Origin of the sequence: Acidithiobacillus concretivorus (assembly GCF_018853445.1) — a bacterium.
In the GTDB taxonomy this organism is placed as follows: domain Bacteria; phylum Pseudomonadota; class Gammaproteobacteria; order Acidithiobacillales; family Acidithiobacillaceae; genus Acidithiobacillus; species Acidithiobacillus concretivorus.
On sequence record NZ_JABELD010000017.1, the window covers coordinates 15,063 to 28,069 of the forward strand.

At 44.6% G+C, this 13,007-nt stretch carries 12 protein-coding genes; 3 read left to right on the forward strand and 9 right to left on the reverse strand.

The window, feature by feature from the left end; translation table 11 throughout:
* Window positions 1-6: 6 nt before the first annotated feature.
* From HJG40_RS02450 to HJG40_RS02470, 5 genes are all read right to left on the reverse strand, one after another.
* The gene (locus HJG40_RS02450) at window positions 7-885 is read right to left on the reverse strand and encodes a hypothetical protein (protein ID WP_215862731.1); all 879 of its coding nucleotides are present in this window, start codon (window positions 883-885) and stop codon (window positions 7-9) included.
* A 15-nt stretch (window positions 886-900) separates the two neighbouring features.
* Window positions 901-3,156, reverse strand: a complete 2,256-nt coding sequence (locus tag HJG40_RS02455) for a dynamin family protein (RefSeq protein WP_215862732.1) — start codon at window positions 3,154-3,156, stop codon at window positions 901-903.
* The gene (locus HJG40_RS02460; protein WP_215862733.1) at window positions 3,153-4,232 is read right to left on the reverse strand and encodes a dynamin family protein; all 1,080 of its coding nucleotides are present in this window, start codon (window positions 4,230-4,232) and stop codon (window positions 3,153-3,155) included. The genes HJG40_RS02455 and HJG40_RS02460 overlap by 4 nt, the downstream gene beginning before the upstream one ends.
* A gap of 801 nt (window positions 4,233-5,033) precedes the next feature.
* Complete coding sequence (locus tag HJG40_RS02465) at window positions 5,034-5,999, reverse strand: helix-turn-helix transcriptional regulator (RefSeq protein ID WP_215862734.1); 966 nt, start codon at window positions 5,997-5,999, stop codon at window positions 5,034-5,036.
* Window positions 6,000-6,398: 399 nt separating this feature from the next.
* Entirely contained in the window at window positions 6,399-6,998 is a 600-nt protein-coding gene (locus tag HJG40_RS02470) for a hypothetical protein (protein ID WP_215862735.1), read from the reverse strand.
* A 343-nt stretch (window positions 6,999-7,341) separates the two neighbouring features.
* On the opposite strand from HJG40_RS02470, the gene HJG40_RS02475 reads away from it, so the two are divergent.
* Window positions 7,342-7,554 (forward strand): AbrB/MazE/SpoVT family DNA-binding domain-containing protein, encoded by a 213-nt coding sequence (locus HJG40_RS02475; RefSeq protein WP_215862736.1) that lies wholly within the window; start codon window positions 7,342-7,344, stop codon window positions 7,552-7,554.
* On the forward strand, window positions 7,554-7,970 hold the full coding sequence (locus HJG40_RS02480; protein ID WP_226856913.1) for a type II toxin-antitoxin system RelB family anti-toxin transcriptional regulator: 417 nt from the start codon (window positions 7,554-7,556) through the stop codon (window positions 7,968-7,970). The genes HJG40_RS02475 and HJG40_RS02480 overlap by 1 nt, the downstream gene beginning before the upstream one ends.
* A 119-nt stretch (window positions 7,971-8,089) precedes the next feature.
* On the opposite strand, the gene HJG40_RS02485 is transcribed toward HJG40_RS02480, so the two are convergent.
* The 4 genes from HJG40_RS02485 to HJG40_RS02500 all read right to left on the reverse strand — a co-directional run bounded on the left by HJG40_RS02485 (window position 8,090) and on the right by HJG40_RS02500 (window position 11,443).
* Entirely contained in the window at window positions 8,090-8,518 is a 429-nt protein-coding gene (locus HJG40_RS02485) for a hypothetical protein (protein WP_215862737.1), read from the reverse strand.
* A 69-nt stretch (window positions 8,519-8,587) separates the two neighbouring features.
* Window positions 8,588-10,096 carry a DNA polymerase gene (locus tag HJG40_RS02490; RefSeq protein ID WP_215862738.1) on the reverse strand — a complete coding sequence of 503 codons (1,509 nt, stop codon included), beginning with the start codon at window positions 10,094-10,096 and terminating at the stop codon, window positions 8,588-8,590.
* Window positions 10,097-10,363: 267 nt separating this feature from the next.
* The gene (locus HJG40_RS02495) at window positions 10,364-11,224 is read right to left on the reverse strand and encodes a hypothetical protein (RefSeq protein ID WP_193640883.1); all 861 of its coding nucleotides are present in this window, start codon (window positions 11,222-11,224) and stop codon (window positions 10,364-10,366) included.
* A complete protein-coding gene (locus HJG40_RS02500; RefSeq protein WP_215862739.1) occupies window positions 11,225-11,443 on the reverse strand; it encodes a helix-turn-helix transcriptional regulator in 219 nt (72 codons plus the stop codon). It abuts the gene before it with no gap.
* Between the two features lie 226 nt (window positions 11,444-11,669).
* Here HJG40_RS02500 and HJG40_RS02505 point away from each other — a divergent pair, with 226 nt between their 5' ends.
* On the forward strand, window positions 11,670-12,962 hold the full coding sequence (locus HJG40_RS02505) for a hypothetical protein (protein WP_215862740.1): 1,293 nt from the start codon (window positions 11,670-11,672) through the stop codon (window positions 12,960-12,962).
* Window positions 12,963-13,007: the final 45 nt, after the last annotated feature.

Here is a 13,007-nt window from a genome sequence, read left to right on the forward strand (position 1 = left end):
TTATTACTATAGAATAAATATGAGGGTAACAAGCGCTGCGATCGCGCCACCAATTACAAGTGCAAGCTTGATGAAATTTTTATCTTCCTGGTGAGGTAACTTGCGTTCCTTATGGTCGTGAGAAGCAGATTGGTTAGAAGTATTTTGAGTTGTACGTGCAGTTTCATGTGGTTTCTGGCGTGCTTTATCTGGTATAAACCCATCCACTTTTTTCTGGCGTAAATGCTCGCGTACTTCAATCATGTGCAAAAATCTTTCTTCCGTGAAGCTGGTATCTAAATAGACTTCCTGCTTAAAAAAGTAATCCTTATCCCAATGCTCTAAATTGTGATCCATTGGCCCGCAAAAATCTTTTTCAACGTAAGGCTCGCACAAGTCTGGCGATTGCTTTTTGACCCAGTTAAGCGCAGCACGTAGCGTGGCCTTATCAAGGTTCATATCTAAAAGCTCCATACGTAATGCCGTTCGTATGCCGAGCATATTATTTTCCTTAATTGATCTATCAAGAATATCTGATGGAGTGTATTTACTGTCTTCAGAATAAACAGGATGTGATTGTGTCACTGGTGCCAACTTTGAATGGGGTAGAAATCCTTTCAACTCTTTTTTACGACCATATTCTCGTACTTTTATCAGATGATCTAAACGTTTTTGTGAAAAATTTCGTTTAGCTTCATTCTTTTGTTCAAGGTAATACTTTATATTCCAACACAATGAATCAGAATTTATAGGTTCGTATAGATCATTTTCGATATATTCATCGAAGACATCTCGATGGTCCTTCATCATTTCAGATAAAACATGCTCAAGACTTTCCTTTTCAATTTCCGGTTGATCGAGAGCCTCAATAAAGCGCTTTTTAATCTCATCCTTCTTTTTATCCATAAAGATTCCCCTAAATTAAACGGACATAGTCCGATCGAGTTTTTCTTTAAACCCGTTGATCCACTCCAATCTTTGTTTAGCCGCCTCAATTGCCTGCACACGTTCGTCTTTATCGTTTACCTTGCTTTCAAGAGAGGCGATCAATTCATCAAACTTATTAGTAAACTCTCTTTCCATAAAACTCAAAAAGTATTCAACAAGATCATCTTTTTTCTTTTCAATCTTTTTTCGGGCAGATTTTTGTAAGGTAGAATATTGATTTCGAAGATCGAATTCATGATTCTGCCAAAATTTTTTCAAATCAACAAACTCCTGATCTTCACATGTAGACCTCGTTTTGGTACTACCCCAGGAAAAAGGATTCCACCATTTACTATCACTTACTTCATATGAACCAGTTTTGACACTTTTTGTATCTATATCTTCTTTACCAACAATAAGATTCACGGAAATATCAGTAATCGTTTGTTTAATACCCGCGAGCATAGGCAAATTAAGATTTTGACAATGGTCAAACAATTCTGCGACATAAAATTTATAATCATTTTCCAGCTCATATCGAATCAACTCTTGGGAGGATATATATGCCTTTTCGTATTCATTTATCAATTGTTGATAATGAGCATTTAAATCCTCTTCGACTTCTCGGACCATCATGTTTGCCTTTTTTACATCTACGCCTCCATCAAATCTCTCAGAAATATGTTTAGTATAGTTTTTGTGATCTGCCTCAATTTTAACCAATAAATCTACTGTTGATTGTGGTAGATGTTTACCATCTTTATTAATATTCTCTTTGTAGGTCTCGCTATCAAAACTTTTCTTTTTGCGATTTTTGAGTTCTTGTATTTCAGTTAACAGTTGATCAAGTACTTTTTGGTCGTCATTCAATTGCTCAATCAAATGCGCTTCGTTAAGACCAACTTTAATAGACTGAAGCAAAGCATCATAAGCACGCTTAAGGCGATGAGGTAGATTGTATTTATCGATGTACTCATCAATCATAACTTCGACTGCGGGCAAACCACTGCTTACCATCAAAGGAGTATATTTCTTTTCAGATAGAGTGCGTTTTACCCGTGAAGTAATTGGCATATATTGGACGAGATTCATGCATGGTTGTTCACTGAATAAATCGGCGAGCCCTTGAAAATCACAACGCTCTTTCCGTGAATGTCCATCATGAGGTTTGCGTATGAGACCAGTCAAATAGGCTGATACTGGATACACTAATGGATTGAGAATCCCGTTACTTTTTAGATAGTTACGGACATTATCTAATGTCTTTGACGGATCTTCTCCTTTCTCTGGATCAAACGCATCCATTTTATTGACAACAAAAATAAAGCGGTCTTTACTTTGCTTGCCTCCTTCACTCATTTGCTTTGCAACCAAGTTGAGGAGAATCTTATCGTCGTGTGTGCTTAGCTGCGTACCGTTAAGTATATAAAGAATCAATGGATTCCGTCTTGAATCCTGAATAAACTCCATGGTTTTTCTTCTATGCTCATCGTTCTGGCTATTGTTTGGACCTGGAGTGTCAGTCAGCACCAGACGAACATTATCCCTCTTTTCTATCGCCACGATATCGCCTTCAATGTCGATACGAAACGTACCTTCCTGCTGGTTCCATATTTTGAGCTTTTCCAGGCCGATATTTTCTTCACTTTCAAGAATGTTGCCCATCTCATCAAAACGTTTCGCTTTAAATTTACCTTTAACCTGTTCATCATCTATTATGCGTGTGATGGTTGCAGTTGTGGCTTCATTGGCAGCAGGTAACAGGTCATTACCGAGCATCGCATTAATCAAAGTTGACTTTCCAGCAGACATCGTGGCAACCACATATACATCAAAGTCACAATTAAATGCCTCTTCAAGTGACTCTCTTACCTTCTCATTATTATCTAGATAAGAACCGAACTGAGGATGCGATTTTGCTTCATTAATAAGTTCTTTTATTTTTTCCAACCGAGTTTCTGCAGGTTGAACTGAAATCCAATCCACATCTGCATGTATACCCTTTTCTTTCGCCATAATTGCAGCAGCTTGGATATCAAGAAAATCCGACTCGACTCCTGTGAAGATAACATGAAAATCATCCTCTCCATTAAAAAGGTTATTTAATTCATCAAACAAACTCTCAACCCAAATTTGAAGCCTTGATTCTTTATAACTTGATAACTTACATCCTTCAGCAGGTGGTTGTCCATTAATCAAGAACTTTGTGTCTACCGTAAACGGATTGTGAGTAATTTCAATCTGGTTCATTCGAAGCCCCTTTCTGAATGATGATTTTGAATAAAAAATTCCAAAGTCCGGATACCGCTACAGGCTACCAATTGATACATTTGCAACATTCTTTGAATGTAAGCGCTCGAAAACTTCCTTTTTTCGGCAGCATTCTCCAAACGGTGCAACTCGTCGAATACGTCTTTTTTGATTTTATCATCTACTATCGCAGAATCAATTAATATATTTTTTTCATCCTGAAACCATCCAATAAATTGATTCAAATTTTTAAGCTGCATTGATGTCATCATTTCTTTGTTAATAAATTTTCTTGCGTAAAGAGCAGAATTTGAAGCAATCGGTATAATTTCCGGATTACCAAATCCTAACCTCTCTAGATATTCCTTAGTCTTAAATATAAAGCCTCTTACATTTTCACCTCTTTCAATATCAAGCAGATCTATTTTGTTTAGCACAAACACAATTTTAACCATGATATCTTCTTCTAATTTCTTACGCACTACCATCAATAATGATTTATCATCGTTGGTTCCTAGTTGCTCTGTATTTAGAATGTAAACAATAATTTTGGATCGAACATGATCCAATGCTTCTTGCATAACTATCTCATGTTGTTCATCTCGGCTATTGTTTGGTCCTGGGGTATCGTGCAGCACCAGGCCATGAGCACAACCGGGCAATCCAAAAAATGATCCAGAAATCTCGATCTGATTCACATTTGGATCTGCATTCCATAATCGCATTTGTTCGCCTGAAATATTATCACTCATTGAGATTTTATCACCAGATATTGCATAACACGAACCTTTATAAAATTGTTCTGTATCCCTATGCTCAATACTGGTCAGACAGGCTGTTGTCGCTTCATTAGCTGCATGGAGAAGCTCTCGGCCAAGTAGCGCGTTGATAAGCGTTGATTTTCCAGCACTCATGGTCGCAATCACTAAAACATCAAAAGGATCGCTGGGCATCATCTGTTGCTCTTGAATACTCTTGCGCATCTCATTAGGCATGACAAGCTTCTGAATAGCCTTATTATTTAATAGGTTTAACTTCTTTAGCTTTTTCTTAGCTTTGCGCTTTCTTTTGTTCAAAATCACTCTCCGTTTTACTCATGTGAAGCCAAAATCACAGTCCAGTCTGTTTTGAAAGTTCTCTGAAAATGGCTATTATATCAACCTTTTACTTCTCGCTATCTATAATCTCTTTGAGAAAAATTACTTGATCGTGTAGAAATCCTGCTGTTTCAATTGTGCTATTTCGTGTTCTAACACACAGATTCTTGCCTCTAGCAACTTCTGCTCATCACTTTTGGTACGCATCACCTTATGCGCCAAATGCCACCCTACGAATAACAAAACCAACATAACGATTATAGGCATAATGCTTTCTCCTATGAAATATTGCTCAGACTTTCTGTCATATCTCCCTCAAGGTATGGTTACGCGTGTCAACCCCACATTTTCTGAGCCGATGTAAAATTATTTTTTTTGAACCAATCCGCTGTAGGTTTACCCAATATCATTAGGGCAAGCATTGCAAGCTTTTTCCTGCGGTAAAACATCATGATCACTCCGCCCAATCCAACTTTCCCTATCACTCATATACAGGAAACGATCCATACCAGCATTTTCAGCGCTGCGAACATCAATATAAAACCCAAAACCATACACAGTCCTATCAACAAAAGCGCGAGAGCTATCATTCGATCCAGTTGACGCGCTTCTTTAAGAAAAGACATTGTGCTCCTCATCACTGTTTTGCGTTAAAGCTAACAAACATGTTCCCCAACACAGAAACCTGACCCACCTTTATCCGGTTTCTTTTTAAACCTACCAACCCTTACCGATACCTATAGTCTACCACCAGCCTGCGACAACATGTGACGCATAGTGTTATCCACTGATTTCATTGATTTCTATATCACATATGAGCGATTCCATCCCTGCGAGCCAAGTGTGCAATAACATGGAATCCGTCACCGTAGCCCGAACCTGCAGCCAATCTCCCTGAACTTCTATCTCCTGATCCTCAGATAGTCGTGATTCTGTCAAATGCCAACCTGCGGCCTTCTCTATTGTAAAGCTGATGCGCACTTTCTTTCCTTCTCCAAATGCAAACCGACCCTCACCATCGTAACGCGCCAGATCAAAGTCCTTGGGATAGATAAACTGTTGCGGAAGGAGTTCCGCCTTCTCAATGCGTGGCAGCGCCAGAATACGTTCGTTGTCATAGCCTTCATATCGGCACACCAGATAAAGGCGGTTCCCTTGTTGGGCGAGTCCCAAGGGCCAAACAGTCGCTTCTTTCTGTTCGCCGTGCACATTGTGGTAATGCAGGTAGAGCTTCTGTTCCCGATAAAGGGCATTACTGACCGTCTCCAGGATGTTGGGGGCGATCTTTGCGGGCAATAGAGGAAGCGTTGTCGGAATGCGCCGCACCTTGCGGATCCATTGTCGGACCGGTTGCGCTTCCGGTTCGCAGTCAATTTGTTGCTGAGCATGTTCCAGTAACGGATTCAGATCACGCAGGAGGTCAGCGGGAAGAATGTCGTGCAATTCGGATTCTGCCAGATGGACCAGCAAAGCTTCTGCAGGACTGAGTAATGGCAGCGTAAAGCCTCGGGCATGGACCGGCCAGCGATATCCGTAGGGTTTGCTGCGGGTATCGCATTCAATGTCAAAGTGCTGACTGATGGTATCCAGATAACGTTGCACACTGCGCAGATCGCGCTCGAATCCGGCTGCATCCAATGAGGTTTTAATTTGCTTGGCGGTGATGAAGCGTTTGCGGGGAATGCGTCGAAGAATCTCCAGCAGTAGTAGAGCTGTTTCCAATCCACTACTGCGTGAATGAGTCATGACCTTTTGCCTCGAACTTGACCGAGCAGTTGGGTCAGACTTTCCGAGATGGAGGGGACGGTGGCACTGTGCAAATGGGGATTGCCACATTGCGGGCATTGCTGAGGTAACTCCTGTCCCAATAAGGCATCGCTGCGGGGCTGGAAACGGTTCTTCCATCCACAATTCGGGCAAGATAACTGCATGGCGGCTGGTCTGATCATTTTTTTCCTTATTAAGGTGCTGCGCCACCCATGCCGGTTGCCTAGTTTTCATGGGTGGATAACAGCGATCTCTGATGGAACTATAGCCGCTGCCCCTCTGAGAGGTAAAGCACGACATTGTAGCCATTCTGGTCATCCTGAATTCCTATGGTGCTTCATCATCTCGTTAGACAGACGATCTTTGGCACCTGAACTTTCACGCTTCGACCAAAGCACCGGGCTTCAACAACGCCAGCCCCTGAGCATATTCGTCATAGGCATCGTCCAGCGTTTTACTGATGGCGAGGGCGATCTTGGGTAGTATGGAAGACAGGGCCTTTTTGAGGGATTGGAGGATTTTCTGGTTTTGTTCAGCTGACCAGTCGTCCCAGCGTTCATTGTCCATGGATGGTGCCAGGAGCATACCCAGCACACCCGGTTTGGCTGCGTCAAAAGCCTTTTGGAAGACGCTTTTATCCACACAAAAGTACAGGGATCGGCGATCCAGCTCGTTTGCCGTTTGTGCATACTCAGGCGTTTCATCCCCTACATAGGCTTCGAGTTGGCTTTGCAGGCGGCCTAATGTTTTTTGCCAGTGTGCATCGACCTCCCTGGCATATCGGTCTCCCCATTCGGCGGTGATCATCGTGACAAAATCATCGGCGAAATCCCAGACAAAGCCATCCAGTTCGGCGGCGACATGGACTTGGAAGCTTTCGTTGAGTGATTCGGCGAGGTCTTCGGCATCTCGCTGAGATTGTTGGTGCCAGCGCTGTAGGGTCTCCTGCTGTTGATGGATGATGGATTCAAGACTCATGGCGTTCTCCTTGCTGCGGTTGGGCGATGGAGATACGGTAACACCATGCTGCGACAATATGCGTCATATAAAAACAGAAACTGCGGAGCATCCTCGTAAAATGGTTTTTCAGAATAATGGGGATGGACTCATTGCCTATGGTCTATGGGGGAAAGGATCAGTTCGGAGTAGTTTAAGAATGACAACTTACTGATACTGTTACTGAGTTTGCAATCATCAAAAGAGCGGTACGATCGGGCAGGATTGAAATATGACCCGGCTTGCTCTGTGAATTTGCGTGGCATGGCGAGTTGATATCAGCTAGTCTTACCAGAAACGCATCGATCATTAAGGAGTACGAACCATGAAGGTTACAGCTACTTTATCGAGCAAGTTCCAGATTTCCATTCCCAAGGCTTTGCGGGATGAACAGCACTGGAAAGCCGGACAAGAGTTTGTCTTCATCCCCAAAGGCAAGGGTGTTCTGGTGTTACCCGTGCCCGAGAAGGAACAGTTAGTCGGCCTTGCTAAAGGGGCTCGCATTGACGATTGGCGTGATCGCCAGGATCGATTCTGATGGATTTAGTGCCTTGCGTGGTCGATACCTCAGCATGGATTGAATGGCTTGCTGACACGCCCACCGGTAGGCGTCTGGGAAAACAGTTTCCAGAAAAATCACATTGTATCGTCCCCACGGTTGTGCAACTGGAGCTATCGAAGTGGTTAGTACGAGAAGTTGGCGAGGAACAAGCCGACCAGGTAATTGCCTATACGCGGACTATCCACATTCCGGATCCCGACGTAAAAGCCATCCGTGAAACCACAGGCCTTTCACAGTCGCAGTTCGCTCTGATGATCAGGGTAAAGCTCAAGACACTGCAGAATTGGGAACAAAAACGGGTACGACCTGCGGGACCAGCCAGGGCACTTTTACAGATTGTGGCCGTCGATCCTCATGCGGCCATTCGTGCTTTTAAGGGGCTTGTGGCTTGAATTTTTTGAGGTTGGCATACTCTGCAGGGTGACTAACGCAGCTACTGATTATAGAACGACCAGCAGTCCATCACAGATTGCACGGTAAGTCTCCTACCCTCCCCCGAAACTGGATTAATTTATTCCTGTTTCCGGCGCGTCATTTTTTTAGGCCAATCCGGACCAGTTCTAAGCAAATGCGGCCTGCCACGACGGGGTTCTAGTGTACACAATTCTTCTGGCAACGCCGCAATCTGCTTCAGTAAGCGTGCTCGAACACGCGGGCCGGGATTGTCAATCATCGACCAAAGAGCTGGCCCCAATGCTATTTCATTCAAATCCTTCATTCGCATCATAGCCAATGCCACGAGCAGCACAGGCAAAGCATCCCCAGCAGTGGCTGCTTCTCTCAAAAAACGCAATGGGATCGCCGGGATATAATATTCGCGTTGTCTAATGCTCGGCACCGCCAGTTTTACAGCGGAAGACAACAAGTCCAAATCTGGATCTCCTTGCGGCAACATCTGTCTGCAATCAAATTGAGTTCGATTGAATTTTTTGATGGTCATGGTTCTAATCAAGTCCTAATCATTAATGGTAACAAACGGGTTGGATGAAGCCGAGAACACTCCAATGGGTTATTTTGAGACGACGCCATCATCATTCATTGGCAATTCATTCAGAAGCATTGTGATCCGATGCCATAAGTCATTACCGGCCTCCTCCACATAACGATCGGGGAAGCACACCACATCGACATTGGTACGCACAACTCGCCCCTTTCCTAAAACTAATTCGCTCGCGTGATCCATCGCCGACAGTGTCCGCTTCACGACATCATCTATCTCAGCAATATCTGCTTCGGCCAGAAGTGCATCGTGCACAGGCGCACATACCTGGATATCGTTTTCCGTCAACTCACAACATGCCAACCGCAGCATTTCAGCGCCGTTTGATTGCATGGGCCAGTTCAATAATGATCGGGGATTGGGTTCGGCACCATGACCCGCGCGCCAAGTCCAGCCAAAAGTGGTTTGCAAGGGCAGCCCGAGTAGACCCGCATTCTGATTATTTGTGACCCACTGCCAAAAAGCCTTATAGGTTTCCCGATGCTGACGTAACAGCGTGCGTGCTTCTTCAAAATGCACTCCGGCTTGCAGCGCAATGGATTCAGCGCTCATGCCGTATCCGACCCCAAGCACGATAGCCTTCGCACGTTGTCGTTCAGATTTATGGGTGTAACAAGTGGCATCGGCTGGTGCAAGCCCTACTTTTTTAGCAAATGCAAGATACGGATCGCCCGAAATATAGTCTTCCCACATGACATGATCACCGGACAGCGCAGCGGCGATGGCGATCTCTTGCGCCGACCAATCGACATAGGCCAGTGCACGTCCTGGTGCAGGTTTAATCAGGCTGCGCAACCATCGCGCTGACCCGAAAATGAATGTTGAGTTACTGGGTTGATTTCTTCCGGTTTTACTCGCAAACGGGTGCAAGCTAGTACGCATACGACCATCAGAACCAATGGGAAAATCCGCCTGATGCAGTTTTGCCAAAGCCTGACGCAACTCCCGTAATCGAGCGATCATTGGGTGTGCCTTAGCCTGCTTTTTAAATGTGCCATCATCTAAAGCCAGTCGACCACTGGGTAGTCGCGGCCACGGTATTTGAGCGCGTTGGAGAAAATCGGCGAAACGGTCAGCCACAAATGTCGCTCCATTAAAGACACCAAAGTCCCGATCTATCTCCGCGATGAGCTTGAGTTTTATTTCATTCCACCCCTTTTGCAATCGTCGATAAAACACAACATCAATGGGTACGCCGTTTCGTTCCATTCTGGATACTGCACAAGTATAACGACCACGGAGCAAAGCTTGCCCCAATCGCTGGGGATTCTCTGCAATTTGCGGAAGCATGATTCGCAACAAATCCGTGGTGGCTTGAACATCGCCGGCACAATAGTCCAGAATGTCAGCGCGTTGGGCACTGGTCCAAGGGCCACCGCTTAGGATCAGATCCCGCATAAATTCCTTCCGCGAAGCAACCATACTGGAAATGCCATAATGTCTTGCAGCTGCAAGCAGGCTCGGGTAGAACTGGCCGTTCACACTACCATTGTGCAAACAGACAAATTCCGCATACAAATCCAGACACCTTACCGGCATAGGCCAACCCAGTTGCAAAAAACATGACCATTCAGCCTGGGCCGCAAAGGCCACATACAGGGTATTATCGGCACCTAAATCAAAGGGCGGCTCTTTGTTCAGTGCATCCTGCCATAACTTAATCCATTGCCCAGAAACCAGGTCGTGGGCGACCATACAAACGGGCTCTGGGCAATCACCTACACTTGCTGTGTACTCGAAATCGAGTATCCAGATGGCGCGATAATGAAGATTGAATCCCACTGCTCATTCCAGGCCGCGCAGACGGCGAACAACCGGATGGTCGAGATCCCGGATGATGTACCTATCACCGAAGGCTACTTGTAAAATCTCCGCCATCGTTTGGTTTGGCCATATCGGGTTTCCCAGTGCACCCGCTGCGACAAAAACATCGTAAGCGCCCAGTGACATATTGGCGACCATGCGGATCCAATCCGTCCGCGCGCGCTGCGCAGCAATTCGGGTAGAAGTCCACCAGTCGTTTTCCTTTCCATCTAAGCTGGGCTCCGGCACCGGCCACAAAAATATTGCCCCTTGCCGATTAACAGCGAGATGCAAAGTCACGATGCGTGTTTCGTCTGACAGACCTGCAACCACTGATGGCTCAACCAGATAAGTTTCGCGTTCCTCTTTCAGTTCCAGAATAAACACCCTGAGAGAAAATTCTGGGTGAATCCGCACAAACTCCCTGCGATTGGGCTTGCGAACCGGACAAGTTACCAGTTGCTTAACCACATCGAACGCCCCCGTCACCGTGGTCGGTACTGCAAAATGGCTCGGGTCAAAGGGATTTGGGGCGGTACTAGAATGGGAATAAGCTTCAGGTATCGTCCGTTCGGGAGTCTTGACATCAACATTTTCCGGCGTGGGAACCTGTGTCGTTTTGTCCGCATCTTTAGTTACGACTTCACTCATACTTTCCAAAGCAGACAGGCCAACAACCGGATTAAGCGCTATGCAGGAGCTTGCGTCAGATTCAGGACTCACCTGAGCTGTAGACATAAAATCAAAAGGTTCTTGATTGGGAGCCTGTTTAGCTTGATCCATTTTCATATTTTTTCCTCGTTTAGCTAAAATTTTCGATTTTTTATTCCAATAGTTAGACATTTACAGATTTCCTCCTTTCTGCGTCTGGGCTATATCTAAAACCCATTGGTCTATTTCGGCCTCTAACCACACGGATATGCGGCCGAGTTTTCTGGGCGATGGAAATTCACCATTCGCGATGCGATTGTAAATACTGGTCCGACAGAGACCGGTTCGGTACTTGACCTCATTAAATCTAAGTAGCCTGTGTGGCTGCTGTTTCGTAACAACTGTGACCATGTGTACCTCCTTGTGTTCAACCGGATTGCATTATGTCGGGATAACGTAACTCCATCACGCTGCAACTTTTTCATTTTTTTTCATTTCATGTCATACTGAATGGATAGGAGATATAAAGGCAGAAACAATGGCAAAAACTCGTTCCAATAAGAATTTATTGCGTACACAACTTGTAGACCACTGTCGTAGTCTTCGTGGATTCCTGAAATTGACATTGGAACCCCGCATGCACATTCCTACGGACAAACTACATTATTACGAGCGTTGGCAAGTACTGGATAAGGTATTAGCTGATTTTGAGCATAATCCTGGGAGTTTTGATTCTAGGTTTTCGGAGGGATTGGCTGAGAAAATTCACAAAGTTGAACCCACTAAAACGTTTCATGGTACTGGGCGTATCTTTTTTATACTTAAACCAACAGATTGCAAAGACGAAGAATTCGGCCCTGTCGAACTGGCCGAAAAACTGGAAGAGGCCTATCGGCGAAAAGGTTTTGGCGATAGTCCCATCGCTGACTTCGATGTTTGGGGAGAAGATTATGGTCAACATGGTCCCGACCTTATTTGTAGCGAGTTAAATAATTTTTTTAACGGTCTTGCCACGTTGTTACGTCGGCACGAGGACGACAAAGCGCTGGCTCTTTCACGGCGGGAAAGCGAGTCACGCGAAAAATTTGAGAATGAGCACATTGAGCGTTCGCGCAAGAGAGACCCGAACTTAAAAGAGCTGTTTGCCAGAAAACACTGCCGGTATTGCTTTAGATTAATACCGGAGCGCTCAGGGGAAACGAAATCATCAACTGGTAAAACCTGCGCTTTGCACGACCCACAGAAAAATATGAGTCGCTATCTGGCAGCCCGCAAGCGGTACATCGCCCAAGAAGAGAAACTGGTCCGGCAAAGAAAGGAAAAGGCAATAAATGTAGCGCGTAATGCAAATGATCCGGAACTGATACCGTGGAAAACAAACCTCCTGATGCACATAAATTTGGATAATTTAAATGAGGTTAAAATACTCGGAAATGATTTATTTTGTATCACTAAAACCTTATTTTCGTCTAAAAAAAATCAGCCTGTTGACACGCCCACCTTGCAAAGGCTACTTGATGAAGCTCAGCGATCCTTTCCACCAATCGCTAGACCAGAAAAGTTCGTAAAAATGGTCCAGTCTCTCATTGATTCATCGCAGCACTCCCCAATGAACCTAACCCAGCTTGTGGGGCAATTTGTTTTCGATAAAGATATCCCTTTTCATCCCACCATTGTCGCCATATATATGTGCCTTTTCCAAGAAGAGTCCTGGTATGCCCAGAATAACGCTTCGGATTATTACCACTCAGGCAAGGGAAAAGGCCGACCAATCAAAGTTGACAAGGTAGAAATGCTTCAAGTAGCGCAATCACTTCGGAGAAATGACGAAACGACTAAGGCTCAAGCCATAAAACAACTTGCAGAAGAGTTTGACTGCTCCCCAACACGGATTCGACAAATCCTACGAGAAAATGAAATTTCTTGGTGAAGCAGAATATTCTTTATCTGTATTCTATAAAGATAAAATAAAGAT